Source organism: Streptomyces abikoensis (genome assembly GCF_014648775.1).
Classification (GTDB): Bacteria; Actinomycetota; Actinomycetes; order Streptomycetales; family Streptomycetaceae; genus Streptomyces; species Streptomyces abikoensis.
This window is the reverse complement of the sequence record NZ_BMRT01000004.1, coordinates 288,590-314,177: the sequence shown is the minus strand read 5'-3', so window position 1 is coordinate 314,177 and position 25,588 is coordinate 288,590. Positions and strand designations below refer to the sequence as shown.

The following is a 25,588-nucleotide window of genomic DNA, read 5'->3' as shown; positions in this document are numbered from 1 at the left end:
GCCATGCGAGATCTTGTGACGGGCATGTCGTACCTGGCCAAGGGCCAGCGCTGGGTGGGGCGCAACCGCCGGCAGTGGGGTTTCGGGCTGCTGCCCGGGCTGATCACCCTGGTCGGGTACGCGGCGGCGCTGACCGTGCTCGTCCTCCGGGCCGACGACGTCGTCGACTGGGCGACGCCCTTCGCCGACGGCTGGGGCTCGCCCTGGCTCGGCCTGTTCCGCGGCGCGCTGACGGCGCTCTTCTTCGGCGGCTGCCTGCTGCTGGCGCTGCTCTCCTTCACGGCGGTGACACTGCTCGTCGGACAGCCCTTCTACGAGGCGCTGTCCGAGCGGGTCGACCTGACGGAGGGCGGCAGCGCGCCGTCGTCCGGGCTGCCGCTCTGGCGGGAGCTGTGGATCTCGGCCCGGGAGAGCCTCGCCGTGCTCGTCCGGGCGGCACTGTGGGGCGTCCTCTTCTTCGCCCTGGGCTTCGTGCCCTTCGTCGGCCAGACGGTGGTGCCGGCGATCGGCTTCTGCGTCTCCGGCTTCTTCCTGACGGAGGAACTCACGGCTGTCGCCCTTCAGCGGCGAAGGGTCGCGCTGAAGGAGCGGCTGGAACTGCTGCGCTCGCGCAAGCTGCTGGTGCTGGGCTTCGGAGTGCCGCTGACCCTGCTCTTCCTGCTGCCGCTCGTCGCGGTGTTCGTGATGCCGGGGGCGGTGGCGGGGGCGACGCTGCTGGCGCGGGACCTGATGGGGGAGACGGGGGACGACGACGAGCCGGACGCCGGAGGGGCCGAGGTCGTATCGGCCCCTCCGGCGTCCGAGTGGTGACTACTCCCGGCCCGCGGACGTGAAGGACATGTCCGGGTAGCGGTCGCCGGAGACCTTGGACGCGATGGGCTCCAGGGCCGCGAGCTCGTCCGCCGTCAGATCGAGGCGGGTGGCGCCCACGTTCTCCTCCAGGCGGGAGCGCTTGCGCGTGCCCGGGATCGGAACGACCGTCAGGTCCTCCACCCGCGCCCGGAGCTGTACCCACGCCAGCGCGACCTGGGCGAGCGTGACGCCCCGGGCTTCGGCGATCCGCCGCAGGGGTTCCAGCAGGGCGACGTTCGCCGACGCGTTGTCACCCGTGAAGCGCGGCTGCGTACGACGCCAGTCGTCGGTTGACAGTTCCTTGTCGGCGTTCGCGAACGCACCCGTCAGGAAGCCCCGGCCGAGCGGCGAGTACGGCACCAGCGCGACGCCCAGCTCACGGGCCGTCGGGACGACGTTCTCCTCGATGTCCCGGCTGAAGAGCGACCACTCCGACTGCACGGCCGCGATCGGGTGCACGGCGTGCGCCTCGCGCAGCTCGCTGCCCGTGACCTCGCTCAGGCCCAGGTGCTTGACCTTGCCCTCCGCCACCAGCTCGGCCATCGTGCCCACCGACTCCGCCAGCGGGACGTCGGGGTTGCGGCGGTGCATGTAGTACAGGTCGATCTGCTCGACGCCCAGCCGCCGCAGGCTGCCCTCGACGGCCTTGCGGATGTAGGGCGGGTCGTTGCGGATGACGCGGTCGGCGGGGTTCTCGGGGTTGGCGTCGATGGCGAACTTCGTCGCCAGCACCACGTGTTCCCTGTTGGCCCGGATGAACGGGGCGATGAACTTCTCGTTCTCCCCGGCCCCGTACATGTCGGCGGTGTCGTAGAGGGTGACGCCCAGCTCCAGCGCCCGCTCCAGCGTCGCGCGGGCCTCCGCCTCGTCCGTCGTCGGGCCGTAGGCGAAGCTCATGCCCATGCAGCCCAGGCCCTGGACGCCGACCTCCGGGCCGCCGTCGCCGAGCGTCACGCGTGCGATCTTGTCGTTGCCCATCTTCCGTCATGCCCCTTCGGACGCCCGGCGGGCGTCGGCATAGATGTTGATCTTGTAGTCCAGTACTTCCAGCGTGCTGCGCAGCTCCGCGATGCGCATCCGCACGTCGTCGCGGTGCGCGCTCAGCAGCCGTTCGCGCTCGGGAAAGGTGTGTTCGCCCTCGCGGACCAGTTCCGCGTAGCGGACCATGTCCGCCACCGGCATCCCGGTCAGCCGCAGCCGGCTCACCAGGTCCAGCCAGTCGAGGTCGCGGTCGGTGTAGCGGCGCTGCCCCGTGTGGGAGCGGTCGACGTGCGGCATCAGCCCGATCCGCTCGTACCAGCGCAGGGTGTGCGCGGACAGCCCCGCGTACTCGGCCACTTCGCTGATCGTGTAGCGGTCCCGGCCCTCCGGGCGGCGCTGGCGCTCCAGGGCGAGCGGGGAGCAGAGGTCGTCCACGGCTCCGGCCGGCGCGCTCTCGGTTTCCATCAATGTCATTGCCGCTTCCCCCTCGCTCGCCCCGTGCGGTGCGTCCCCAACGCTAGAGACTTGGAGTGCACTCGAAGCAAGCGGGATTCCGACGTGATCCGGCCCGATCCCGTGCCGCGTTAGGCTCCTTGCCATGGAAAGCCTGCGGATGATCGAGAACTGGCCCGTCAAGACCGCGGCGGCGGCGGTCGTGCGCGCCGACGGCACCATCGCGGGTGCCCACGGCCCGACCCGGCACCGTTTCCCGCTGGCCTCCGTCACCAAACCGCTGGCCGCGTACGCCGCGCTGATCGCCGTCGAGGAAGGCGCGATCGAGCTCGCCGAGCCGGCCGGCCCGCCCGGTGCCACGGTGCGTCATCTCCTCGCCCACACCTCCGGCCTCGCCTTCGACGAGGACCGCTCCATGGCGGAGCCGGGCACCCGGCGGCTGTACTCCAACGCCGGCTTCGACGCCCTCGGCGACCACATCGCCAAGGCCACGGACATCCCCTTCGCCGAGTACCTGCGGCAGGCCGTGCTGGAGCCCCTCGGCATGACCTCCACCGACCTCCCCGGCTCGCCCGCCAAGGACGGCGTCTCGACGGTGGACGACCTGGCCCGCTTCGCCGCCGAGCTCCAGGCGCCGCGCCTGCTGTCACGCACCACGCTGGACGAGGCCACGACGGTGGTCTTCCCGGGTGTCACGGGCGTCCTGCCCGGCTACGGGCACCAGCGGCCCAACGACTGGGGCCTCGGCTTCGAGATCCGCGACGGGAAGTCCCCGCACTGGACGGGCACGTCGTCCTCGCCGCGGACCTTCGGCCACTTCGGGCAGTCCGGCACGTTCCTGTGGGTCGACCCGGAGCTGGGAGCGGCCTGCGTCGCCCTCGCGGACCGCGCCTTCGGCTCCTGGGCCATCGAGGCGTGGCCCCTCCTGACGGACGCGGTGATCAACGAACTCCGTCAGCGATAACGCTCCGGGCAATCGGGCGGGTGGGTGGGCGAAAACCCGGCGCGAAGCGCCGGGCTACCCGAAGTGCGGCTCGGCGTGCATCTCCCAGGCAAGCACCTCGACGGCGGAGCCGATCGCCTCGACCCGCACGCCGGAGGCGTCGAGAATCCGAGCCGCATCCCCGTCCCGCAGCACCTCGCTGTCAAGGCGAACGGCTCCCCGCACGACGTGCACGTACAACCAGGGCGCGTCCGGCAGCCCCGCGCACTCACCACTCCGCAGGCGCCGGACGTGCAACACCGCCTCCGCCCGCCGCAAGGCGTACGGCGTCCCGTCGGCGATCCCCCGCACCACCTCGTACGACGGTTCGCCCCCGAATTCGGACGGCGTCAGCCACATCTGGACAAACCGCAGTGGAACGGACCCCGCGTTGCGCTCGGTGTGGCGGACGCCGGAGCCGGCGCTCAGCCGCTGGAGGTCGCCGGGGCGGACGGTGACGACCCGCCCCGTGGAGTCCTCGTGGGTGAGCTCGCCCTCGATCACCCAGGTGACGATCTCGACGTCCCGGTGCGGATGCTCGGCGAAGCCCGCGCCGCCCGCCAGCCGCTCCTCGTTGCAGGCCGCGAGCGGGCCGAACCGTACATTGTCGGGGTCGTAGAAGCCCGAGAAGGAGAAGGCGTGCCAGGTCTCGATCCCGGCCGCCGGATCGCCGCCGCGGAAGCGATCGGCGGCCCGCTGCACGTACGTCATCGGCCCACCGTAGCCCCGCCGGGAGCCCCGGAGGGGTCCCGGCGGCTCCGTATCGCACCCGAATAAGGCAGGCTTGTCCCCGTGCCCGAACCAGCCGCTCACCCCACGCACCCCCACAGCGCCACCCTCCGCAACCTGGAACAGTCCTCCGGGACGCTGGCCGCCGCGGCCATCGCCCGCATGGACGCCCAGCTGTCGTGGTACCGGGCGATGCCCCCGGAGAACCGGTCGTGGATCGGCCTGGTCGCCCAGGCCGGCATCGCGGCGTTCACCGAGTGGTTCCGGCATCCGGAGACCCCGCAGGCCATCAGCACGGACGTGTTCGGCACGGCCCCGCGCGAGCTGACCCGGGCGATCACGCTGCGGCAGACCGTGGAGATGGTCCGGACGACCATCGAGGTCATGGAGTCGGCCATCGACGAGGTGGCCGCCCCCGGCGACGAGAACGCGCTGCGCGAGGCGCTGCTGGTCTACGCCCGGGAGATCGCCTTCGCCACGGCCCAGGTGTACGCCCAGGCCGCCGAGGCGCGCGGCGCCTGGGACGCCCGGCTGGAGTCGCTGGTCGTCAACGCGGTGCTCTCGGGCGAGGCCGACGAGGGCGCCCTCTCGCGCGCGGCCGCGCTGGGCTGGAACGCGCCGACGCACGTCGCGGTGGTGCTGGGCACGGCGCCCAACGGGGACAGCGAGCTGACCGTCGAGGCCATCCGCCGGGCCGCGCGCCACGCCAAGCTGCAGGTGCTCACCGGCGTGCTGGGCGACCGGCTGGTGGTGATCGCGGGCGGCTCGGACAATCCGCTGCAGGCGGCGAAGGCGCTGATCGGCCCGTTCGCGGCGGGCCCGGTGGTGGCCGGGCCGGTGGTGCCCGACCTGCTGGCGGCGACCAGGTCCGCGCAGGCCGCCGCCGCCGGCCTCAAGGCGTGCGCGGCCTGGCCGGACGCCCCGCGCCCGGTGCTGGCCGACGACCTCCTGCCGGAGCGGGCGATGGCCGGTGACCCGGCCGCCCGTGAGCAGCTGGTGGAGGAGATCTACAGACCGCTCGAAGAGGCGGGCTCGGCGCTGCTGGAGACGCTGAGCGTCTATCTGGAGCAGGCCAGCAGCCTGGAGGGCGCGGCGCGGATGCTGTTCGTCCATCCCAACACCGTGCGGTACCGGCTGCGACGTGTGACGGACGTCACCGGATGGTCACCCTCCGATGTTCGTTCCGCCTTCACGCTGCGCATCGCGCTGATCCTGGGGCGGTTGGCCGACGCGGAGTGACACACTTACGCTTTTGTTGAACGCCAACAATTCCCCTGACGGTTCTTGGTCCCTGTCCTCACGGGTGGCCGGAGCCGTCCACGAGAGAGAGTGTGAGGGTGCTCGTACTCGTCGCTCCCGGCCAGGGCGCTCAGACGCCCGGCTTCCTGACCCCCTGGCTCGACCTCCCCGGTGTCGCCGACCGCCTCCGTGCGTGGTCGGACGCCATCGACTTGGACCTTGTCCACTACGGCACGAACGCCGACGCCGACGAGATCCGTGACACCGCCGTGGCCCAGCCGCTGCTGGTGGCCTCCGCGCTGCTCTCGGCCGGGCAGCTCTTCCCGTCCGGCGCCGAGCTCGCCGCGCGGGTCGGCGCCGTCGCCGGGCACAGCGTGGGCGAGCTCGCCGCCGCCGCGCTCACCGGGGTGCTGTCCGAGGAGGAGGCCATGCGGCTGGTGCGCAAGCGCGGGCTGGCCATGGCCGAGGCCGCCGCGGTCACCGAGACCGGGATGGCCGCCCTGCTGGGCGGCGAGCCGGACGTCGTCCTGCCGCACCTGGAGAAGCTGGGCCTGACCCCGGCGAACGTCAACGGCGCGGGCCAGATCGTGGCCGCCGGTACGGCGGAGCAGCTGGCGGCGCTGGCCGAGGACAAGCCCGAGGGCACCCGGCGCGTGGTGCCGCTCAAGGTGGCGGGCGCCTTCCACACCCACCACATGGCACCGGCCGTCTCGGCCCTGGAGTCGGCGGTCGCCGAGCTGGCCCCCGCCGCCCCCCACACCCGTTACGTCTCCAACAAGGACGGCGCCGTCGTGGCCGGCGGCCCCGAGGTCGTCGCGCGGCTGGTCGGCCAGGTGGCCAACCCGGTCCGCTGGGACCTGTGCATGGAGACCTTCAAGGAGCTGGGCGTCACGGCCATGATCGAGGCGGCGCCCGGTGGCACCCTCGTGGGGCTGGCGAAGCGCGCCCTGCCGGGTGTCACTACGCTCGCGCTCAAGACCCCGGAGGACCTCGACGCCGCCCGCGCGCTCATCGCCGAGCACGCCGGCCTCGACGCCGCCCCGGCCGAACAAGGAGCCCGAGAAGCATGACCGCGAAGATCAAGCCCGCCAGGGGCGCCGCGTACGCGCGCATCATGGGCGTGGGCGGCTACCGTCCCGTGCGCGTGGTGCCGAACGAGGAGATCCTCAAGCACATCGACTCCTCGGACGAGTGGATCCGCTCGCGCTCGGGCATCGCCACCCGGCACTGGGCCGGCCCGGAGGAGACCGTCAGCGCGATGTCCCTGGAGGCCGCCGGCAAGGCGATCGCCGACGCGGGCATCACCGCCGACCGGATCGGTGCCGTCATCGTCTCGACGGTGTCGCACTTCAAGCAGACCCCGGCCGTCGCGACCGAGATCGCCCACAAGGTGGGCGCGGGCAAGCCCGCCGCCTTCGACATCTCGGCCGGCTGCGCGGGCTTCGGCTACGGCCTGGCCATGGCCCGGGACATGGTGACCGGCGGCTCCGCCGAGCACGTCCTGGTCATCGGCGTCGAGCGGCTCTCGGACCTCACCGACCTGGAGGACCGCGCGACGGCCTTCCTGTTCGGCGACGGCGCCGGTGCCGTGGTCGTCGGCCCGTCCGCCGAGCCCGCCATCGGCCCGGTCGTCTGGGGCTCCGAGGGCGACAAGGCCGAGACGATCAAGCAGACCGTCGCCTGGGACGTCTACCGCGAGGAGACGGACGTCCGCTTCCCCGCCATCACCCAGGAGGGTCAGGCGGTGTTCCGCTGGGCCGTCTTCGAAATGGCGAAGATCGCCCAGCAGGCGCTGGACGAGGCGGGCGTCAGCCCCGAGGACCTGGACGTCTTCATCCCGCACCAGGCCAACATGCGGATCATCGATTCGATGGTGAAGACTCTCAAGCTGCCGGAGAGCGTCACGGTCGCCCGTGACGTGGAGACCACGGGCAACACCTCCGCGGCCTCCATTCCGCTCGCGATGGAGCGGCTCCTGGCCACCGGCGCGGCGAAGAGCGGGGACACCGCGCTCCTCATCGGCTTCGGGGCGGGTCTCGTGTACGCCGCCACGGTCGTTACCCTCCCCTAGGCGAGTTCCCCGGACCTCGCCGCACCAGCAGTTCCCTTAATCAGCAGCACATCGCAATACATAGAAGGAGCGCGCACATGGCCGCCACCCAGGAAGAGATCCTCAAGGGCCTCGCCGAGATCGTCAACGAGATCGCCGGCATCCCGGTCGAGGACGTCCAGCTGGACAAGTCCTTCACCGACGACCTGGACGTCGACTCGCTGTCCATGGTCGAGGTCGTCGTCGCCGCCGAGGAGCGCTTCGACGTCAAGATCCCCGACGAGGACGTCAAGGGCCTGAAGACCGTCGGCGACGCCGCCGGCTACATCCTGAAGCACCAGGCCGCCTGACCGTAGCGTTCGTCGCCACCCCGGCGGTGGCGGTTCCAGCACCTCTACACGTGGAGACAGAATCCCGATGAACTCGACCAATCGCACCGTGGTCGTCACCGGTATCGGCGCAACCACACCGCTGGGTGGCGACAGCGCTTCGACCTGGGAGGGCCTGCTCGCCGGCCGCTCCGGCGTCAAGCCTCTGGAGAACGAGCGCTTCGCCGACCTCCCGGTCCGCATCGCCGCCCCCGTGGCGGTCGACCCCGCCGACGTCCTGCCCCGCCCCATGCTCCGCAAGCTGGACCGCTCGGCGCAGTTCGCGCTGATCGCGGCGCGCGAGGCCTGGGCCGACGCGGGCTTCACCGACAAGGCCGGCGACGACGCCGGCGTCACCCCCGAGCGGCTGGGCGCGGTCGTCGCCTCCGGCATCGGCGGCGTGACCACCCTGCTCGACCAGTACGACGTGCTCCGGGAGAAGGGCGCCCGCCGCGTCTCCCCGCACACCGTGCCGATGCTGATGCCCAACAGCCCCTCCGCCAACGTCGGCCTGGAGGTGAACGCCCGGGCGGGCGTCCACACCCCGGTCAGCGCCTGCGCGTCGGGCGCCGAGGCCATCGGCTACGCCTACGAGATGATCCGCTCCGGCCGCGCCGACGTCGTCGTCGCCGGCGGCACCGAGGCGGCCATCCACCCGCTGCCCGTCGCGGCGTTCGCCAGCATGATGGCGATGTCGAAGAACAACGACGAGCCCGCCAAGGCCTCCCGTCCGTACGACAAGGCCCGTGACGGCTTCGTCCTCGGCGAGGGCGCCGGCATCGTCGTCCTGGAGTCGGCCGAGCACGCCGCGAAGCGCGGCGCCCGCGTCTACTGCGAGGTGCTGGGCCAGGGCCTGTCCGCCGACAGCCACCACATCGCGCAGCCGGAGCCGACGGGCCGCGGCATCGCCGCCGCCCTGCAGAACCTGCTCGACAGCAGCGACCTGAAGCCGGCGGAGGTCGTGCACCTCAACGCGCACGCCACCTCCACGCCGCAGGGCGACGCCGCCGAGATCAAGGCGCTGCGCAAGGTCCTGGGCGACGACCTCGACCACGTCGCGGTCTCCGCGACCAAGTCGATGACGGGCCACCTGCTCGGTGGCGCCGGCGGCATCGAGACGGTCGCGACCGTCCTCGCCCTGTACCACCGCATGGCCCCGCCGACCATCAACGTCGACGAGCTGGACGAGGACATCGACGCGGACATCGTCCGCGGCGAGCCCCGCCCGCTGCCGCAGGGCACGATCGCGGCGATCAACAACTCGTTCGGCTTCGGCGGCCACAACGTGGTGCTGGCGCTGCGCACGGTCTGACGCTCTGTACGGACTCTGTACGGAAGGGCCCGCCCCGATCAGGGGCGGGCCCTTCCGCGCTCATCGCTTCGTGAAGCCGCTCACTTCGTGAAGCCGCTCACTTCGTGAAGCCGCTCACTTCGTGAAGCCGCTCACTTCGTGGAGCCGGTCACTTGGTGAAGCTGGCGAAGTACGAGGCCGCCATGTCCTCGTCGCCGTGGCCCGCTTCGATCGCCCGGCGGAAGCGCTCGGCGCCCGCCGCCGCGACGTCCAGGCGCACCCCGGCGGCCTCCCCGGCCGCGACGATCAGCCGCGCGTCCTTCTCGGCCGTGGTGGTCGCGAAGGACGGCGGGGTGAGGGCGTCGTCCCTCAGCAGCCCGGCTTTGGCCCGCAGATAGCCCATGTCGAGCGGGCCGCCTGCGACCGCGTCCAGGAACCGGTCCGGGTCCACGCCCAGCCCGTCGGCCAGCGCGAGGGCCTCGGCGGTGCCGTGGGTGACGGCCAGCACCCAGCTGTTGATGACGAGCTTGAGCCGGGTCGCGGCGCCGCCCGCCGCGTCGTCGCCGATCCAGACGGTCCGGGAGCCGATGGCGTCGAAGACGGGCGCCAGGGTGTCGCGGATCTCCTCGGGACCCGCGGCCAGCACCGTGAGCGTGCCCTCCTCGGCGGGCCGCCGGGTGCCCAGGACGGGGGCGTCGACCAGGACGAGCCCGTGCTCACGGGCGAAGTCCGCGAGCGCGGCCGTGCCGTCGAGCCCGGCGGTGGTGGACTGCGCCCAGACCGTCCCGGGGCGCAGGGCGGGGGCGGCGGAGCGCATCACGTCGAGGGCGGCCGGGCCGTCGTGGAGCATGGTGACGACCACATCGGCGCCGGTGACGGCCTCGGCGGGCGTCCCCACGACGGTGACACCGTGCGCGGCCAGCGGCTCGGCCTTGGCGTGACTGCGGTTCCAGGCCCGGACGGAGAGCCCGGCCCGGGCGAGATTGCGGGCCATGGCGAAGCCCATGATGCCGGTGCCGAGGACGGTGACGGTGAGGGGTGAGGTCATGCGTCGACGCTAGGGCCTGGAGCGGGCTCGAAGGCAAGACCCCGCCGTCGTCAGACCACCTGGTGCAGCCAGCGCACCGGCGCGCCCTCGCCCGCGTGGCGGAAGGGTTCCAGTTCGTCGTCCCACGGCTTGCCGAGCAGCTTCTCGACCTCCGCCTGGAGGTCCGTCCCGTCCCGGTCGGCGCGCGAGAGCGCGGCGCGGAGGCGGTCCTCGGGGATCAGGATGTCGCCGTGGATGCCGGTGACGGCGTGGAAGATGCCGAGGTCGGGGGTGGAGCTGTAGCGCTCGCCCTCGGCGGTGGCGCACGGTTCGGCCGTCACCTCGAAGCGCAGGAGGTGCCAGCCGCGCAGCGCGGAGGCGAGTCTGGAGGCGGTGCCCACCTGGCCCTGCCAGGAGAGCTCGGAGCGCCAGGTGCCGGGGGAGGCGGGCTGCCGGATCCAGTCGAGGGTGACGCGCGCGCCGAGGACGCCGCCCACGGCCCATTCGACGTGCGGGCAGAGCGCTCGGGGCGCGGAGTGCACATACAGAACTCCACGTGTCGTCACCGGGTCCTCCAGTGCGGTTCGAGGGTGGCCTTCCCCAGCGGCCTCGCAGCCGAACCGGTCCCGCCCGGGACAGCAGCAGACATTCTGCCCCAATGGCCACTCCCGCACCAGCCCGCGAGGTTACCAACAGTAAACACCATCGGGAGCAATTCTCCTGAAAAGGGACAGGATGTGACGTGTTGTGATTTGGTGCCGCTGTGGACCGAAAGGCGGAGCGAAAGATGCCGGACCGACTCGATCACCCGGGAAGAAAAGCTACCGTGCGGGCGTGTCGCGGGCGTGACGTACCGTCGGTCCCGGACAGATATCACCCGGCCGGAGGGGAACACGAGCATGAACGTCGCACGGGGGAAGAGGCGAGGGGCGGTCGTCAAAGCGGCCGTGGCGGCGGTCTGCGCCACCCTGCTGGCCTCGGGCTGCGAGAGCGGCCCGGCCGCCGGTGCCGGCGGCGAGCAGCCGGCCGCCGCCCCGGCCAAGCCCGCACCCATCCGCCCGGCCTGGAACCCCCGCCCCGCCTCCATCGCCTCCCTCGGTGACTCCATCACCCGTGGCTTCGACGCCTGTTCCATGCTCAAGGACTGCCCCGAGGCGTCCTGGGCCACCGGCACCTCCGTCGACAGCCTCGCCCGCCGGCTGCTGGCCTCGCCCGGCACCAGCAGCTGGAACCACGCCCGCACCGGCGCCCGGATGGCCGACCTGCCGGAGCAGATGCGCGCGGCCGTCGCCGAGAAGCCGCAGCTCGTCACCGTGCTCGTGGGCGCCAACGACGCCTGCCGCAAGAACGTGGACGACATGACCACCGTGGACGACTTCCGCGCCGACTTCGAGAAGTCCCTGCGGGAGCTGCGCACCGCCCTGCCCAAGTCCCAGGTGTACGTGGCCGGGGTGCCGGACCTGCGGCGGCTGTGGGCGGAGGGGCGCAAGAGCCTGATCGGCCCGGAGATCTGGAAGCTGGGCTCGGTCTGCCCGTCGATGCTGGCCGACGCCGCCTCCGACGACGCGGTGACCGAGGCCCGGCGCGTACGGGTCGAGCAGCGGGTCCTGGAGTACAACACCGTGCTCAAGAGCGTCTGCGAGCGCGACGGGCTGTGTCGCTTCGACGGCTCGGTCCACGGCTACGGCTTCACCGGCCAGGCGCTCAGCAAGTGGGACTGGTTCCACCCCAGCAAGCAGGGACAGGGCGAACTCGCGGCCCTCGCCTACCGCACCATCACCGCCGCCGAGCCGCCCGCCGTGTAGCACGCACGGCCCGGTCCGCCACCGGCGCGCCCGGCGCGGAACTCGCCGGCACCGGGGCCCGTACCCTCGCCCCGGGCACCCGGTGCCGTCCGCGCCCGCGCGATGGCGCCCGGGCCGTGACCGAAGACGGGCACGGGTGGCCTCGACCGGCCCGTGCCGCCTTCCGCCCCGCACGCTATCCGATGAACGGGCGCTTCTCATAAGCGAGTTCACCCGCTCGGGGACGTGCCGGGAGAATCGCCCCGCCGGTCACCCGCCCGTCACTCGGTGCTCTCGCGATGGGCGTGGAGATCGATGTCGAGGATGCCCTCCCAGTCGGTGAGCTCCTCCATCAGCGGATGCGCCGATCCCTTGCCCTCCAGGCTCAGCACCACGCCCGCCTCCCTGACCTTGCCCCTGGGCCGTTCCGCGCCCTCCTCCGGCTCCGCCCGGGCGTGGACCTGGACGTCCGTGACCCTGAAGCCGCTGCGGGTGCACAGCTCCAGCACCCGGCCCAGCAGCCCCTTGCGGGTGCGGTAGGAAATGCTCAGCTCGACGTGCTCCAGCGAGGGCGTCGTGGCCAGCCGGCGGGTCACCACCGGGAAGCCGCGCACCACCAAGAAGTGCACGGCGGCCGCCACGCCGCCCAGCAGGGGCAGCCCACCGCCGCAGGCCATGCCGACGGCGCAGGTCAGCCAGATCGTGGCGGCCGTCGTCAGGCCGCGTACGGCGTCCCGGCGGACGAAGATCAGCCCACCGCCGATGAAGCCGATGCCCGAGACGATCTGCGCGGCCACCCGGGAGCCGTCGAACCGGCCCATCCCCAGATCGGGCACCGCGGCGAAGCCGTGGATCGAGACCTCCATGAACAGCGCGCTGCCCACGCCGACCAGCGTGTGGGTGCGCAGCCCCGCGCTCTTCTGCTGGAGCTCCCGCTCCAGTCCGATGAGCGAGGAGAGCAGCAGCGCCAGGGCCAACTCGGCTAACTGGCGCGTTCCTTGCCCCGCTCCCGGATCGAACAGCGGGGCGGCGGAGGCTCTTCCGGCGGATATCAGTGGGTCCATGAGGAGCTGCACTGGGTCCATCTCGCCATTGTGGCCTGAAACCACTGTTGCGCGAAGGGAGTTGGCAGCCCTCTATCGCTCCATGCGGTCACGGTGATTACCTTCCGTCCCATGAGACCCCGTGATATATCCCGGACGCCCGGCCCGGGCCGGCTGGCCGTCCTCGGCGCCGTCCTGCTCGCCTGCTCCCCGCTCGCCCTCGCCGCCCCCGCCGCCGGGGCCGCGCCCGCCGCCCCCGCGCTCACCGTGGAGGAGCAGCGGCTCTCCGGGCCCGTGCCGCAGGAGATCCTGCGCCGCAGCGGCTTCGACGACGTCGCCCCCGGCTTCGCCCGCGCCCTCGCCCGTACGCGCGGCGCCGCCGAGGCCGAGCGCCTGGCGGCCGCCGACGGCCGGCGGCTGTGGCGGCGGGCCGTGGACCGGGCCCAGGGGCGCGGCCCGGACGCCGGCGAGCTGAGCCGGGACGACGACCGGCCGCTGTACTGGGCGCGGCTGGGCATGACGCGGGCGCTGCGCGAGTGGCGGCCGGCGTTCCCGCTGCCGGAGCGGCGGCGCGCGGCCCTGGAGGCCGCCGTCGAGCGGTCCTCGCGCGGCCAGGACTCGATCGACCTCCCGGCGGGCGGCGCGGTGAAGCGCGTGCTGATCACCGGCTTCGACCCGTTCCAGCTGGACTCCGACATCCGCCGCTCCAACCCCTCCGGCGCGGCCGCGCTGGCCCTGGACGGCACCGTGATCGACACCCCGGCCGGCCCGGCGCGCGTGGAGGCGGCCGTCTTCCCGGTGCGCTGGGCGGACTTCGCCGACGGCACGGTCGAACGGACCCTGCTGCCGTACTTCCGGCCCGGCCCCCGGCGGGTGGACCTGTTCACCACCATCAGCCAGGGCCGCCCCGGCCGCTTCGACGTCGAGCGCACCAACGGCGCCTGGCGCGGCGGCTACCCGGACAACGCCCGGCTCTCGCGCACGGAGACCGTGCCGGTGCCGCCCGGCGTGCCGACCGTGACCCCGCAGCCGCAGTGGACGACCACGACCCTGCCGTACGCGGCCATGACGGCGGCGACGACCGGCCCGTTCCCCGTCCACGACAACACGTCCGTGACCGAGATCCCGGCGGGCGGCACGGAGCCCGTCGCCCGGCCCGACGGCCCGACCCCGGGCTCGACCGCCCGCGCGGGCGGCGGGGGCGACTACCTCTCCAACGAGATCGCCTACCGCGCGACCCTGCTGCGCGACGCCGTGGGCCTGAAAGTCCCGGGCGGCCATCTCCACACCCCGGTGCTGAACTTCGGCGAGGGCAACACGGATCCCTCGACCGGGCGGGTCAGCGACCCCGCGTTCGTCCACGAGCGGATGGCGATCACCGCGCAGATCCGGTCCGTGCTGGCGGTGGCCGTGGGAGCGACGGCCGGGTCATGATGTGCGCATGATCATCGCAGCAGCGCAGTTCACCGCCCGGCCGTGCGACGTCGCCGCCAACGTGTCCCGCATGGCCGGACTGGTCGCCGAGGCGGGCGAGCGGGGCGCGGCCCTCGTCGTCCTCCCCGAGCTCGCCGTCACCGGCTACGAGCTCGACGCCATCACCGGCGACCCGGACCGGCTGACCTTCGCCCCCGACGACCCCCGGCTGGACCCGCTGCGCGCGGCGTGCCGGACGGCGGGCGTCGCGGCGGCGGTGAACTGCGCGGGCCGCGCCCCGTCCGGGCCGACGATCAGCACCTTCGTGTACGGCCCCGACGGGGAGCTCCTCACCCGCTACGACAAGCGGCACGTGACGGACACGGAAGCCGCAGCGGGCTTCACGGCGGGCACGGAGGACGGCCGCTTCACGCTGGACGGAGTCACGTTCGGCCTCGCCATCTGCTTCGACGCCCACTTCCCCGACCTCGCGCGCCGGGCCGCCGCCGACGGCTGCGCCGTACTGCTGGCCAGCTCCCTCTACGGCCGGGGCGGCGGCGCCCGCGAACGGATGGAGATCTTCCCGCCCCTGGCCCGGACCAACGATCTCCACGTCCTGCTGGCCAACCACGTAGGCCCGGCGGGCCCCTACGACGCGTGCGGCCTGAGCGCGGTGTGGGGCCCGGACGGGGCTGTGCTGGCGGAGGGCCCGGACAACGCGGAGGAACTGGTCCTGACCACCGTGGCCCCGTAAGGGGCGCGGGGAACTGCGCGAACGGCCCCCACCGGCCCGCAGCCGTGAACAGAACCCTCAGTGGCAGATGAACCGCCGCTCACCGCCCCGGTGCTCCGTAATCGGAGACCGACACCCCCGAGGACACGGCGCCGGCACCGCCGCCGCGTTAACCCTCCGCTCGGGAGGATGCACACACACCGAGCAGTACCAGGACGGCCGCTGGCCCGGCGTCACGTCCCACCACATCGCGTTGTGGCAACGATTGCAGCGCATACCGGCATCGTCGCGCGGCCGGCCCCGCCCCGTCCCCGCTTCGGCCGCGCGACCACCCGTACCGGGGACGGTCAGCTCTCGCCCGGGGTCACCAGGCCCGACTCGTAGGCGAAGATGACCGCCTGCGCGCGGTCCCGGAGGCTCAGCTTCCCCAGGACCCGTCCGACGTGCGTCTTGACCGTCTGCTCGGCCAGGACCAGCCGGTCCGCGATCTCCTGGTTGGACAGGCCCCGGGCGATCAGCTCCAGCACCTCCGTCTCCCGGGGCGTCAGCCCGCCGGGGCGGGCCGTGCCCGAACGGCGGCGGGGGGCCGGGCGCTTGGCGAAGTCCGCGATGAGCCGGCGGGTCACGGAGGGCGCCAGGAGGGCCTCGCCCGCCGCGACCACCCGCACCGCCGAGATCAGATCGGCCGGCGGGGCGTCCTTGAGGAGGAAGCCGGAGGCGCCCGCGCGCAGCGCCTCGTAGACGTAGTCGTCGACGTCGAACGTCGTCAGCATCAGCACCTTGGGCCGGTGGACCACCCCTCGCGGCGGGTCGAGGATCTGCCGGGCCGCCTCCAGGCCGTCCATCTCCGGCATCCGGACGTCCATCAGCACCACGTCCGGGTGGGCGGAACGGCTCAGGGCCACGCCCTGCCGGCCGTCCGCCGCGTCGCCGACGACGTCGATGTCGGACTGGGCGGCCAACAGCGCGGCGAAGCCCGCCCGCACCATGGCCTGGTCGTCGACGATGATCACCTTGATGGTCATGCGGTGGAGGATTCCTCTTCTGTGCGCAGCGGGAGCCGGGCCGCGACCCGGAAGCCGCCCTCCGGGAGGGGGCCCGTGTCGAGGGTGCCACCCACCAGGCGGACCCGCTCCCGCATCCCCACCAGACCGTGGCCCGTCCCGCCGGTCTCCAGCGGCGGAGTGTCCCGCTCCGGCGCCGCGTTGACGACGAGGACCACGAGGCCCGTCCCGTCGGGTTCCAGCGAGAGCGAGACGCGGGTGGCCGCGCCCGGGGCGTGCCGGACGACGTTGGCCAGGGCCTCCTGCGTGATGCGGTAGGCGGACAGGTCCACGGCCTGCGGCAGTGCGGGGAGTCCGGGCATCGACAGCTCGACCGGCACCCCCGCCCGTACCGTCGCCTCGATCAGCTGCGGAATCCGCTCGACGCCCGGCTGCGGTGTCCGGTCGGCCGTGCCGGGGGCGCCGGCGGTGTCCTCGTTGCGCAGCACGCCCAGCAGCCGGCGCATCTCCGTCAGCGACTCCCGGGCCGTGGCGGCGATCGAGGCGAACTCCTCGCGGGCCGCGTCCGGGAGGCCCTCGACGCGGTACGGGGCGCTGTCCGCCTGCACGGTGATGACGGACATGTGGTGGGCGACCACGTCGTGGAGCTCCCGGGCGATCCGGGCGCGCTCCTCCAGCAGGGTGCGGCGGGACCGTTCGGCCTCGCTGATGGTCTCCTGCTCGGCCAGCGCCCGCTGCGTGACGGCGCGTTCGCGCAGCAGGCCGCCGATGACGAGCAGTACCCCGCCGAGGACGAACAGCGCCACCCAGGAGCCGTTGCTGCGCCCCGGGGCGATGAACTGGAAGGCCGCGCTGACCGCGCCGGTCAGCGTCCACACCGCGATCAGGGTGCGGTTGCGCTCGCGCAGGCCGACGGCGAGCAGGAGCAGCAGCATCCCGATGATGCCCATCGGCGTCCACGGCCAGGGCTGGGGGTTCGGCCCCGGTGCGATGCCCAGCAGGACCGCGGCGCAGACCGTGTGGGCGGTGAAGGCCACCGCCCAGGCCACCAGCGGCCGCCGCACGGCGAACAGCAGCGGCAGCACCTGGAAGAGGGCGAGCACCAACGCCCAGTCGGCGTCCAGGTGGTAGCCGTCGCCGAGGAACATGGTCGTGACCGGCAGCAGGATGGCGACGAACAGGATCGCCACGGCGTACGGCAGCCGCCGGACGAACCGGCGCGGGGAGTGGCCGAAGAGCGGGGTGGGCGGCCCGGCGGGGGTGAAGGTGTCACGCAGCCGGGCGAGCGGGGTCATGGGCGTGGTGGGCATGGCCCGACCAGCGTAGTTCGCGGGTCTGCCGCCGGGCGTCACACCACGGTGCCGACCCCGGGGGCGGGGTCATACCGTGGTACCACGTGCTCCGGCCGCCCCTACAGTTCCGCCAGCAGCTGCGCCTTCTTCGTGCTGAACTCGATGTCGGTCAGCAGCCCCGCCTGGTGGAGCTCGCCCAGGTGCCGGATGCGCTCGGCGATGCCGCCGGGGTCGGGCCGGGCGGTCACGCGGTGCCGGAGGGGGGCGGCGGGCACCTTGGCCCGTACGGCGGCGAGGACGGCCGCCGCGAACGGCAGGGACTCGTGGACGAGCCCGTAGCCCATGCCGAAGGCCACGGCCGCGGGGTCCTGGTCGGGCTCGGGGCGACGGTCGCCGTCGGCGCCCCGCAGCACCAGGCGGAGGTGGCCGGCGGCGGCGTCGGGGGAGCGCCATTCGACGCCGGTCAGCTCGTCGAGGGGGAAGTGCTGGTCGCCGGCCTTCCACTTGGCGGAGGAGGCGCCGGTCCAGAACCAGCGGAAGGAGACGGCCCGGCCGTCGAAGGACGCCTTGCCGTCGTAGGCCTTGAAGGTCAGCGGGGGCGTGGGCGCGGTCACCAGGTGGCGCTCGGCGGGCTCCTGGGCGCGGGGGCCGAGCGCGTCGCGTATCCGCTCGGCGTAGTACTCGGCGAGCAGCTCGCGCTCGGCCGGGAGCACCAGCCGGTAGGGGTCGTTGCCCTCCTTGAGCTGACCGTCGGCCACCTCGATCAGCGGATCGGCGCCGGGTCTGGGCACGGCGCGCAGCACCACCGTCCCGTGCCTCCCCGGGGCCGCTTCGACGGCCGCGAGCGCCTCGAAGGGGACGCGTCGCTCGCCGAGCGCCTGGAGCAGCTTCGGTGTGCGGATCCCCCGTTCGAAGCGGATGAGCACGGAGTCGGTGTCGAACTCCCAGACGGTGTGGAAACCGGCCAGCACATCACCCATGCCGCTCATCGTAAGCGGCGCCCGCCCGCCCGTCCCCCCTCGTGGCGCTACGCGCGTCAAGCCGGTCAGGCCGCGGCGGCGACGGCCTCCGGGCCCAGCCCGTCCGCGCAGTCACCGCTGTCCCTCGCGCACCGGACGGAGGCGGGGGCTCCGACGCCGATCCCGGCGAAGTTGGCGAGGCTGGTGGTGCCGGGCGCGAAGTAGCCGGTGTGGCCCTGGGCGTCGCCGGCGGACAGCACCCGCGCCCCGAAGCCCGCGGAGACCGGGTCGGCGCCGTGGCCGAGGCCGCCGACCTCCATGTGGGGCACGCCCTGGATCCAGTCGTCCGCGTCGCGCATCGCCCATATCCGGGCGGTGGTGGCCAGGTCGGAGACGCTCTGGGCGCGCATGCCGGGGCTGCCGGCCACGGCCACGTCGGTGACCCGGGCGGGGAGCTCGCGGGCGGCGACGCCGCACACCACCGAGCCGTAGCTGTGGCAGAACAGCGCGACCTTCGAATCGCCGGGCAGCGACCGGACGAGCCGGCGCAGCCGCAGCGCGCCCTCGGCGGCGAGCTTGCCCGTGGCGGCGTCCATGCCGACGCCGGCGGGCGAGGTGTAGTCGGCCCAGGCGATGACGGCCGTCCTGGTGGCGGGGCCCGCCTTCCGCTCGGCGGCGTAGAGGGAGCGGCCCATGCCGACGGGGGCGCTGTAGGCGCGCTGGGTCTTCTCGAACGTGAGCACATTGGTGTCGACGCCCGGGACCACCACGGAGACCCGCCGGGCCGCGTCGAGGTCGCCGAAGACCTCCGCGACCCGGCCGTCGCCGGCGGGGTCGAAGGCGAGGATCTGCCGGTCCGGGGCGAGCAGCGACTCGAAGCGGTGCATCCGGCGGGCGGCCTCGTAGCGGCCGGCGGGGGTCAGCCCGGCGTCGTGGCTGCGTTTCTCCTCGACCGCGCGGGCCTGGGTGAGCGCGGTGCGGTTGGCGCGGTAGCGCAGCTCGGTGGGGGCGCCGCCGAGGTTGCCGACGACGAGCGGATAGCGCTCGGCGAGCCGCTCGCGCTGGCCCGCGGTGAGCGTGGTGAAGAAACGGGACAGCGCCGACGGCTCCGCGTCGGGGGAGGGCAGCGGGCGGCCGCTGACGGAGCCGTGCCGCCAGGCCTTGAGCGAGGCGGCCCGTGGATCCTCCGCGCCCTTGTGGCTTCTGACCGCCGTCCAGCCGGTGGTCGCGAGCATCACGAACACCACGGCCAGCGCCAGCAGCGCGCGCCAGGCCGTGGTGGCGTTGGTCCAGGGGATGGAGGAGGAGCCGAGCTCCGGGAAGGAAGTCACCGCGGACCACCCTAGGAGAAATCCGCTTGCGTCCGGGAAGCCGGTGAGCTATCTCACGTTTGGATGGCCGTGATTGAGCGCACTCGTCCGCCTACCGCTCAAGAACGCCAGTTTTCCGCCAGTGCGGGACCGATCTGATCCAGATAGGCCGCCGTGCGCTGCCGGAACCCCTCCATGTCCCCGTCCAGCAGGTCGCCCCAGCGCTTGCCCACCTCGCGCATCACCCCGCTGAACGCCGCGACCAGGATGCGCGGCCGGGGGTCCTCCGCCGGCAGCCCCTCCCGGCGGGCGATCTCGTCGGTGAGCCGGTCCTCCAGCTCGGCCAGCCGCCGCAGATGGGCCGCGAGCAGTTGCGGGGTCTCCTGGATCATCCGGTACGTCCGGACGTAGAGCTCCAGCGGGACGACCGACTCGATGGCCTCCCCGATGCCGTCCCAGCACTCGACGACGGCCGAGCGCAGCGCGGTGAGCGGCGGCTCCGCCGCCGGGCGCGCGCACACGGCGGCCAGGATGTGCGACTCGATCATCCGCTGGACGGCGAGGGCCACGTCCTCCTTGCCCGCGAAGTAGCGGAAGAAGGTGCGCTGCGAGACGTCCGCGGCGGCCGCGATCTCGTCGACCGTCGTGCCCTCGTACCCCTGGAGGGCGAACAGCTCCTGGGCGCACCGGACGAGGGCCTCGCGGGTGCGGCGCTTCTTGCGCTCACGCAGGCCCGTGGTGCTCTCGATCGTGTGCATGCCGCCTCTTCCCGGTGCGTTTTCGCTGCTCAGCATAGTTGTGGCCAAGATGACAGACTGCGCCTCTTGAAAGTGATTGTCGAGTGTCAGCGGCTGCCATAATCTCGGTGGCATGACTCGGACCCGGACCACCGTCGCCGAGGCGACGCCGCACCGGAAGCCCCGCGACGGCTCGAGCGGCTTACGGGGCCATCCCTGGCTGACCCTGCTCTCCGTCGCGATCGGCGTGATGATGGTCGCGCTCGACGGCACCATCGTCGCCATCGCCAATCCCGCCATCCAGAAGGACCTGGGCGCCTCGCTCGCCGACGTCCAATGGATCACCAATGCCTATCTCCTCGCCCTCGCCGTCGCCCTGATCACCGCGGGCAAGCTGGGTGACCGCTTCGGCCACCGGCAGGTCTTCCTCATCGGTACCACCGGATTCGCCCTCTCCTCCGGACTCATCGCCCTGTCGGGCAGCGTGTCGCTCGTCATCGCCCTCCGCGTGCTCCAGGGCCTGTGCGGCGCGCTGCTGATGCCCACCGCCCTCGGCCTGATCCGCGCCACCTTCCCCGCCGCGAAGCTCAACATGGCCATCGGCCTGTGGGGCATGGTCGTCGGCGCCTCCACGGCCGGCGGCCCGATCGTCGGCGGCCTGCTCGTCGAGCACGTCAACTGGCAGTCCGTCTTCTTCATCAACGTCCCCGTCGGGGCGCTGGCGCTGGCGCTCGGCTCGGTCTTCCTCGCCGGGCACCGGGCCGAGGACGCGCCCCGGTCCTTCGACATCCCGGGCATCGTCCTGCTGTCCGGCGCGATGTTCTGCCTGATCTGGGCGCTGATCAAGGCCCCCGCCTGGTCCTGGAGCGACGCCCGGACCGTGGTCTTCCTCGGTTCCTCGGCCGCCGCCTTCCTCCTCTTCGCCTTCTGGCAGACCCGCGGCCGCGAACCGCTGCTCCCCTTGAGCCTGTTCCGCTCCGTGCCGCTGTCCGCCGGGGTGGTCCTGATGGTGCTGATGGCCTTCGCCTTCATCGGCGGGCTGTTCTTCGTGACCTTCTACCTCCAGAACGTCCACGGGATGTCCCCGGTGGACGCGGGCACGCATCTGCTGCCGCTGACCGGGATGATGATCGTCGGATCGCCGCTGGCGGGTGCGCTCATCTCCCGGATCGGACCGCGGATCCCGCTGATGGTGGGCATGATCAGCGCCGCCGTGGCCTGCTTCGGGCTGGCCACGCTGGACGCCGGCACCGGCACGCTCACGATGTCGCTGTGGTTCCTGCTGATGGGCGTGGGCCTCGCGCCGGTCATGGTCGGCGCGACGGAGGTGATCGTCGGCAACGCGCCCCTGCGGCACGCGGGCGTGGCCGGAGGGCTCCAGCAGTCGGCCATGCAGGTGGGCGGCTCGCTGGGCACGGCCGTCCTCGGCGCGGTGATGGCGTCCCGGGTCGAGCACCTCCTGCCGGAGAAGTGGGCAGGGGCGGGGCTCCCCGCTCTTGGGCCCGAGCGGCTCTCCCGGGCCGCCGACGCGGTCTCGGTCGGCGTGGCCCCGGTGCCGGCGGGGACGCCGCCGCAGTACGCGGAGAAGATCTCCACCGTCGCGCATGACACGTTCGTGTCGGGGATGCAGGTGGGATTCCGGGTCGCCGGGTGCGTGGCGATCGCCGCGGCGCTGGTCGCGGCCTTCACCAAGCGGGGGGAGAACGCGGGGGGTTCAGTGGGGGCCGGGCACCTCTGAGTCTTCCCCCTATCAGGGTGGGAACGGGCGGCGACCCTTGGCAGCGGCGATCACGGAGCGTGAGACTCCTCGTACCAATCGGACTGGGGGAGTGATCGCTGTGGTGCGTGCTGTTGTCTTCGGGCTCGCCGCCGTTCTGGCTCTGGCGGGGGCGCCTGCCGCGCAGGCGCGGGCGGCTACGGGCGCCACCGGCGCCTGCGCGGCGGGGCAGTTGTGCTTGTGGCCCAAGCCGGGCTATCGGGGGGCCGTCCACGCCAGTGAGCTGGCGGGGATCGACATCGAGAGCTGTATGGCCCTGCCGGCCGGGGTGACGGGGGCGTCGCTCGTCAACCGGACGGGGCATCCGGTGACGACGTACCAGAGTGGTACGTGTGCCGAGACCGGCGAGTTCGACACGTATCCGTCGGGGAGCTGGGTGCCGGAGTCGCCCTACGTGGTGCGGGCGTACAAGGTGTGGGAGCACTGACGTCCGCTGACGTTTGTGCCCACAAACGGGGACGGCCCCCGACCAGCGGAGCTGGTCGGGGGCCGTCGTCGCCTCAGTGACGCTTACGCGTCGCCGCCCGCCGCGCCCGGGTCGGCCGCGGCCACGTCCAGGAGCTCGTAGCGGTCGATGGCCTGCTTCAGGGCCGAGCGGTCGATCTTGCCCTCCTTGGCGAGCTCGGTGAGCACCGCCAGGACGATCGACTGCGCGTCGATGTGGAAGAAGCGACGGGCCGCGCCACGGGTGTCCGCGAAGCCGAAGCCGTCGGCGCCCAGCGAGGTGTACGTGCCGGGGACCCAGCGCGCGATCTGGTCCGGGACGGCGCGCATCCAGTCGGACACGGCCACCTTCGGGCCCTCGGTGCCGGCGAGCTTGCTCGTCACGTACGGGACGCGCTGGTCCTCCTCCGGGTGGAGCAGGTTGTGCTCCTCCACCTCGATGGCGTCGCGGCGCAGCTCGTTCCAGGAGGTCGCCGACCAGACGTCCGCCTTGACGTTCCACTCCTCGGCGAGGATGCGCTGGGCCTCGATCGCCCACGGCACGGCCACACCGGAGGCCATGATCTGCGCCGGGATGGCGCCCGCCTCGCCCTGCTTGAAGCGGTACAGACCCTTGAGGATGCCCTCGGCGTCCACGTTCTCCGGCTCGGCCGGGTGCTGGATCGGCTCGTTGTAGACGGTGAGGTAGTAGAAGATGTCCTCCGCGTTCTCGCCGTACATACGACGCAGACCGTCCTGGACGATGTGCGCGATCTCGAAGCCGAACGCCGGGTCGTACGCGACGACGGCCGGGTTGGTCGAGGCCAGCAGGTGCGAGTGGCCGTCGGCGTGCTGGAGGCCCTCACCGGTCAGGGTGGTGCGACCGGCGGTGGCGCCGAGGACGAAGCCGCGGGCCAGCTGGTCGGCCATCTGCCAGAACTGGTCGCCGGTGCGCTGGAACCCGAACATCGAGTAGAAGACGTAGATCGGGATCAGCGGCTCGCCGTGGGTGGCGTAGGCGGAACCGGCGGCGATCAGCGACGCGGTGCAGCCCGCCTCGGAGATGCCGTCGTGCAGCATCTGACCGGTCGGGGACTCCTTGTACGCGAGGAGCAGCTCGCGGTCCACGGCCTCGTACTGCTGGCCCAGCGGGTTGTAGATCTTCGCCGAGGGGAACAGCGAGTCCATGCCGAAGGTGCGGTACTCGTCGGGGGCGATCGGCACGAAGCGCTTGCCGATCTCCTTGTCCCGCATGAGGTCCTTGAGCAGGCGGACGAAGGCCATGGTGGTGGCGATCGACTGCTGGCCGGAGCCCTTCTTCGTCGGCGCGTAGGCCTTGTCGCCCGGCAGGACGAGCGGCTTGGAGCGGTCGACACGGGTGGGTACGTACCCGCCGAGCGCCTTGCGGCGGTCGTGCATGTACTGGATCTCTTCCGAGTCCTTGCCCGGGTGGTAGTACGGCGGCAGGCCGGACTCCAGCTCCTTGTCGGCGATCGGGATGTGGAGACGGTCACGGAAGCGCTTGAGGTCCTCGACCGTGAGCTTCTTCATCTGGTGGGTCGCGTTGCGGCCCTCGAAGTTCGGGCCGAGCGTCCAGCCCTTGACCGTCTGCGCGAGGATCACGGTCGGCTGGCCCTTGTGGGCCTTGGCCGCCGCGTAGGCCGCGTAGATCTTCTTGTGGTCGTGACCGCCACGGCCCAGGTGGAGGATCTGGTCGTCGGTCATGCCCTCGACCATCTTGCGGAGACGCTGGTCGTCGCCGAAGAAGTGCTCGCGGATGTACGCGCCGGTCTCGGTGGCGTACGTCTGGAACTGGCCGTCGGGGGTGCTGTTGAGCTTGTTGACCAGGATGCCGTCGCGGTCCTGCGCGAGCAGCGGGTCCCAGGAGCGGTCCCACACCAGCTTGATCACGTTCCAGCCGGCGCCGCGGAACTGCGACTCCAGCTCCTGCATGATCTTGCCGTTGCCGCGCACCGGGCCGTCGAGGCGCTGCAGGTTGCAGTTGACGACGAAGGTCAGGTTGTCCAGGCCCTCACGGGCGGCCAGGGACAGCTGGCCGAGCGACTCGGGCTCGTCCATCTCGCCGTCGCCCAGGAACGCCCAAACGTGGGACTTGGAGGTGTCGGCGATGCCGCGCGCCTCCATGTAGCGGTTCATGCGGGCCTGGTAGATCGCGCCGAGGGGGCCGAGGCCCATCGAGACGGTCGGGAACTCCCAGAAGTCCGGCATCAGACGCGGGTGGGGGTACGACGACAGGCCGTAGGGGGCCTTCGACTTCTCCTGGCGGAACGCGTCGAGCTGCTGCTCGGTCAGTCGGTCCAGCAGGAAGGCGCGGGCGTAGACACCGGGGGAGGCGTGGCCCTGGAAGAAGATCTGGTCGCCGCCGTCACCGCCGTCCTTGCCGCGGAAGAAGTGGTTGAAGCCCACGTCGTAGAGCGAGGCGGAGGAGGCGAAGGTGGCGATGTGGCCGCCGACGCCGATGCCCGGGCGCTGGGCGCGGGAGACCATGACGGCCGCGTTCCAGCGGGTCGCGTTGAGGACCTTGCGCTCGATCTCCTCGTTGCCGGGGAAGAACGGCTCGTCCTTGGTCGCGATGGTGTTGACGTAGTCCGTGCTGCGCATCTCGGGCACGGCGACGCGCTTCTCACGTGCCCGCTCGATCAGACGAAGCATGAGGTAGCGGGCACGTTCCCGGCCCCGCTCGTCGACGGCAGCGTCGAGCGAGTCGAGCCATTCCTGGGTCTCTTCGGGATCGAAGTCCGGGACCTGGCTGGGAAGACCGCCAATGATGATCGGGTTGCGATCGGATCCGGAAGCCACGCTGTTCCTTCGCTGTTCGGTCGTGTCGCGCTCTGCGCGCGGGATGGTGCGCACGGGGTCAACACTGTCTTTGCTTATATGTCGCGCCGGCTCCCATCGTGGACCTCGGCGGCGGAAACGTCATCTCTACTGGGCAGTAACCACCACATACGAGACGAATCGTCGAAGGTTGGTCGCCCTGGGCGGCCAAATCGCAACCATACGCCCCCGATGGGAGTCGCTCGCGTACGGCCGTTCGGGCTCGACCCCTGTCATCGCAAGGAGTAACTTCGCAAACCCGGCAGAACGCTGTGGCGTGAATCACTCGCGCTTGTTGCCTCA

The 25,588-nt window shown here is 72.4% G+C and carries 24 protein-coding genes; 12 read left to right on the top strand and 12 right to left on the bottom strand.

What is annotated here, in order from left to right:
* Positions 1-3: 3 nt before the first annotated feature.
* The gene (locus IE096_RS15655) at positions 4-810 is read left to right on the top strand and encodes an EI24 domain-containing protein (protein WP_189452083.1); all 807 of its coding nucleotides are present in this window, start codon (positions 4-6) and stop codon (positions 808-810) included.
* Here the strand turns inward: IE096_RS15655 and IE096_RS15650 are convergent, their stop codons facing one another.
* Positions 811-1,830 carry an aldo/keto reductase gene (locus IE096_RS15650; protein ID WP_189452082.1) on the bottom strand — a complete coding sequence of 340 codons (1,020 nt, stop codon included), beginning with the start codon at positions 1,828-1,830 and terminating at the stop codon, positions 811-813. It abuts the gene before it with no gap.
* Between the two features lie 6 nt (positions 1,831-1,836).
* A complete protein-coding gene (locus tag IE096_RS15645; RefSeq protein WP_189452081.1) occupies positions 1,837-2,307 on the bottom strand; it encodes a MerR family transcriptional regulator in 471 nt (156 codons plus the stop codon).
* A 124-nt stretch (positions 2,308-2,431) separates the two neighbouring features.
* Between IE096_RS15645 and IE096_RS15640 the strand changes: the two genes are divergently transcribed.
* Positions 2,432-3,250, top strand: a complete 819-nt coding sequence (locus tag IE096_RS15640; RefSeq protein WP_189452080.1) for a serine hydrolase domain-containing protein — start codon at positions 2,432-2,434, stop codon at positions 3,248-3,250.
* 54 nt (positions 3,251-3,304) lie between these two features.
* Here the strand turns inward: IE096_RS15640 and IE096_RS15635 are convergent, their stop codons facing one another.
* The gene (locus IE096_RS15635; protein ID WP_189452079.1) at positions 3,305-3,979 is read right to left on the bottom strand and encodes a pirin family protein; all 675 of its coding nucleotides are present in this window, start codon (positions 3,977-3,979) and stop codon (positions 3,305-3,307) included.
* Between the two features lie 81 nt (positions 3,980-4,060).
* On the opposite strand from IE096_RS15635, the gene IE096_RS15630 reads away from it, so the two are divergent.
* The 5 genes from IE096_RS15630 to fabF all read left to right on the top strand — a co-directional run bounded on the left by IE096_RS15630 (position 4,061) and on the right by fabF (position 8,966).
* Complete coding sequence (locus tag IE096_RS15630; protein WP_189452078.1) at positions 4,061-5,236, top strand: PucR family transcriptional regulator; 1,176 nt, start codon at positions 4,061-4,063, stop codon at positions 5,234-5,236.
* Between the two features lie 98 nt (positions 5,237-5,334).
* Positions 5,335-6,306, top strand: a complete 972-nt coding sequence (locus IE096_RS15625) for an ACP S-malonyltransferase (protein WP_189452077.1) — start codon at positions 5,335-5,337, stop codon at positions 6,304-6,306.
* A complete protein-coding gene (locus IE096_RS15620; protein WP_189452076.1) occupies positions 6,303-7,307 on the top strand; it encodes a ketoacyl-ACP synthase III in 1,005 nt (334 codons plus the stop codon). The genes IE096_RS15625 and IE096_RS15620 overlap by 4 nt, the downstream gene beginning before the upstream one ends.
* 77 nt (positions 7,308-7,384) lie before the next feature.
* Positions 7,385-7,636: an acyl carrier protein gene (locus IE096_RS15615; RefSeq protein WP_189452075.1), complete on the top strand. Its 252-nt coding sequence runs from the start codon at positions 7,385-7,387 to the stop codon at positions 7,634-7,636.
* 67 nt (positions 7,637-7,703) lie between these two features.
* Positions 7,704-8,966, top strand: coding sequence for a beta-ketoacyl-ACP synthase II (gene fabF, locus IE096_RS15610; protein ID WP_189452074.1), 1,263 nt, complete (start codon positions 7,704-7,706; stop codon positions 8,964-8,966).
* Between the two features lie 148 nt (positions 8,967-9,114).
* On the opposite strand, the gene IE096_RS15605 is transcribed toward fabF, so the two are convergent.
* Positions 9,115-9,993: an NAD(P)-dependent oxidoreductase gene (locus tag IE096_RS15605; RefSeq protein WP_189452073.1), complete on the bottom strand. Its 879-nt coding sequence runs from the start codon at positions 9,991-9,993 to the stop codon at positions 9,115-9,117.
* Positions 9,994-10,043: 50 nt separating this feature from the next.
* Positions 10,044-10,538, bottom strand: a complete 495-nt coding sequence (locus IE096_RS15600; RefSeq protein WP_189452072.1) for a DUF3145 domain-containing protein — start codon at positions 10,536-10,538, stop codon at positions 10,044-10,046.
* A 333-nt stretch (positions 10,539-10,871) separates the two neighbouring features.
* Here IE096_RS15600 and IE096_RS15595 point away from each other — a divergent pair, with 333 nt between their 5' ends.
* On the top strand, positions 10,872-11,777 hold the full coding sequence (locus IE096_RS15595) for an SGNH/GDSL hydrolase family protein (protein WP_189452071.1): 906 nt from the start codon (positions 10,872-10,874) through the stop codon (positions 11,775-11,777).
* A 260-nt stretch (positions 11,778-12,037) separates the two neighbouring features.
* Here the strand turns inward: IE096_RS15595 and IE096_RS15590 are convergent, their stop codons facing one another.
* Entirely contained in the window at positions 12,038-12,841 is an 804-nt protein-coding gene (locus tag IE096_RS15590; RefSeq protein ID WP_189452070.1) for an MgtC/SapB family protein, read from the bottom strand.
* Between the two features lie 90 nt (positions 12,842-12,931).
* Here IE096_RS15590 and IE096_RS15585 point away from each other — a divergent pair, with 90 nt between their 5' ends.
* A complete protein-coding gene (locus IE096_RS15585) occupies positions 12,932-14,233 on the top strand; it encodes a PA0049 C-terminal domain-containing protein (RefSeq protein WP_189452069.1) in 1,302 nt (433 codons plus the stop codon).
* A 7-nt stretch (positions 14,234-14,240) separates the two neighbouring features.
* Positions 14,241-14,966, top strand: a complete 726-nt coding sequence (locus IE096_RS15580; RefSeq protein ID WP_189452068.1) for a carbon-nitrogen hydrolase family protein — start codon at positions 14,241-14,243, stop codon at positions 14,964-14,966.
* Between the two features lie 326 nt (positions 14,967-15,292).
* Here IE096_RS15580 and IE096_RS15575 read toward each other — a convergent pair whose 3' ends face one another.
* From IE096_RS15575 to IE096_RS15555, 5 genes are all read right to left on the bottom strand, one after another.
* Positions 15,293-15,970 carry a response regulator gene (locus IE096_RS15575; protein ID WP_189452067.1) on the bottom strand — a complete coding sequence of 226 codons (678 nt, stop codon included), beginning with the start codon at positions 15,968-15,970 and terminating at the stop codon, positions 15,293-15,295.
* Positions 15,967-17,259 (bottom strand): sensor histidine kinase, encoded by a 1,293-nt coding sequence (locus tag IE096_RS15570; protein ID WP_189452066.1) that lies wholly within the window; start codon positions 17,257-17,259, stop codon positions 15,967-15,969. Before IE096_RS15570 ends, IE096_RS15575 begins: the two co-directional genes overlap by 4 nt.
* A 101-nt stretch (positions 17,260-17,360) precedes the next feature.
* Positions 17,361-18,221, bottom strand: coding sequence for a DUF4429 domain-containing protein (locus IE096_RS15565; RefSeq protein ID WP_189452065.1), 861 nt, complete (start codon positions 18,219-18,221; stop codon positions 17,361-17,363).
* A gap of 65 nt (positions 18,222-18,286) precedes the next feature.
* Positions 18,287-19,531, bottom strand: a complete 1,245-nt coding sequence (locus IE096_RS15560) for an alpha/beta hydrolase (RefSeq protein ID WP_229820226.1) — start codon at positions 19,529-19,531, stop codon at positions 18,287-18,289.
* A 98-nt stretch (positions 19,532-19,629) separates the two neighbouring features.
* The gene (locus IE096_RS15555; protein ID WP_189452064.1) at positions 19,630-20,268 is read right to left on the bottom strand and encodes a TetR family transcriptional regulator; all 639 of its coding nucleotides are present in this window, start codon (positions 20,266-20,268) and stop codon (positions 19,630-19,632) included.
* Positions 20,269-20,380: 112 nt separating this feature from the next.
* Between IE096_RS15555 and IE096_RS15550 the strand changes: the two genes are divergently transcribed.
* On the top strand, positions 20,381-21,985 hold the full coding sequence (locus IE096_RS15550) for an MFS transporter (protein ID WP_189452063.1): 1,605 nt from the start codon (positions 20,381-20,383) through the stop codon (positions 21,983-21,985).
* Positions 21,986-22,085: 100 nt separating this feature from the next.
* Positions 22,086-22,451: a peptidase inhibitor family I36 protein gene (locus IE096_RS15545; protein WP_373298131.1), complete on the top strand. Its 366-nt coding sequence runs from the start codon at positions 22,086-22,088 to the stop codon at positions 22,449-22,451.
* A gap of 83 nt (positions 22,452-22,534) precedes the next feature.
* Here IE096_RS15545 and aceE read toward each other — a convergent pair whose 3' ends face one another.
* Complete coding sequence (gene aceE, locus IE096_RS15540) at positions 22,535-25,267, bottom strand: pyruvate dehydrogenase (acetyl-transferring), homodimeric type (RefSeq protein WP_189452062.1); 2,733 nt, start codon at positions 25,265-25,267, stop codon at positions 22,535-22,537.
* Positions 25,268-25,588: the final 321 nt, after the last annotated feature.

Bases quoted from the DNA above. Each gene is read 5' to 3' on its own strand.
- IE096_RS15655 (WP_189452083.1), top strand. From the start codon at position 4: ATGCGAGATCTTGTGACGGGCATGTCGTACCTGGCCAAGGGCCAGCGC.
- IE096_RS15650 (WP_189452082.1), bottom strand. From the start codon at position 1,830: ATGGGCAACGACAAGATCGCACGCGTGACGCTCGGCGACGGCGGCCCG.
- IE096_RS15645 (WP_189452081.1), bottom strand. From the start codon at position 2,307: ATGACATTGATGGAAACCGAGAGCGCGCCGGCCGGAGCCGTGGACGAC.
- IE096_RS15640 (WP_189452080.1), top strand. From the start codon at position 2,432: ATGGAAAGCCTGCGGATGATCGAGAACTGGCCCGTCAAGACCGCGGCG.
- IE096_RS15635 (WP_189452079.1), bottom strand. From the start codon at position 3,979: ATGACGTACGTGCAGCGGGCCGCCGATCGCTTCCGCGGCGGCGATCCG.
- IE096_RS15620 (WP_189452076.1), top strand. From the start codon at position 6,303: ATGACCGCGAAGATCAAGCCCGCCAGGGGCGCCGCGTACGCGCGCATC.
- IE096_RS15615 (WP_189452075.1), top strand. From the start codon at position 7,385: ATGGCCGCCACCCAGGAAGAGATCCTCAAGGGCCTCGCCGAGATCGTC.
- fabF (WP_189452074.1), top strand. From the start codon at position 7,704: ATGAACTCGACCAATCGCACCGTGGTCGTCACCGGTATCGGCGCAACC.
- IE096_RS15605 (WP_189452073.1), bottom strand. From the start codon at position 9,993: ATGACCTCACCCCTCACCGTCACCGTCCTCGGCACCGGCATCATGGGC.
- IE096_RS15595 (WP_189452071.1), top strand. From the start codon at position 10,872: ATGAACGTCGCACGGGGGAAGAGGCGAGGGGCGGTCGTCAAAGCGGCC.
- IE096_RS15590 (WP_189452070.1), bottom strand. From the start codon at position 12,841: ATGGACCCAGTGCAGCTCCTCATGGACCCACTGATATCCGCCGGAAGA.
- IE096_RS15585 (WP_189452069.1), top strand. From the start codon at position 12,932: ATGAGACCCCGTGATATATCCCGGACGCCCGGCCCGGGCCGGCTGGCC.
- IE096_RS15580 (WP_189452068.1), top strand. From the start codon at position 14,241: ATGATCATCGCAGCAGCGCAGTTCACCGCCCGGCCGTGCGACGTCGCC.
- IE096_RS15575 (WP_189452067.1), bottom strand. From the start codon at position 15,970: ATGACCATCAAGGTGATCATCGTCGACGACCAGGCCATGGTGCGGGCG.
- IE096_RS15570 (WP_189452066.1), bottom strand. From the start codon at position 17,259: ATGCCCACCACGCCCATGACCCCGCTCGCCCGGCTGCGTGACACCTTC.
- IE096_RS15565 (WP_189452065.1), bottom strand. From the start codon at position 18,221: ATGGGTGATGTGCTGGCCGGTTTCCACACCGTCTGGGAGTTCGACACC.
- IE096_RS15555 (WP_189452064.1), bottom strand. From the start codon at position 20,268: ATGCACACGATCGAGAGCACCACGGGCCTGCGTGAGCGCAAGAAGCGC.
- IE096_RS15550 (WP_189452063.1), top strand. From the start codon at position 20,381: ATGACTCGGACCCGGACCACCGTCGCCGAGGCGACGCCGCACCGGAAG.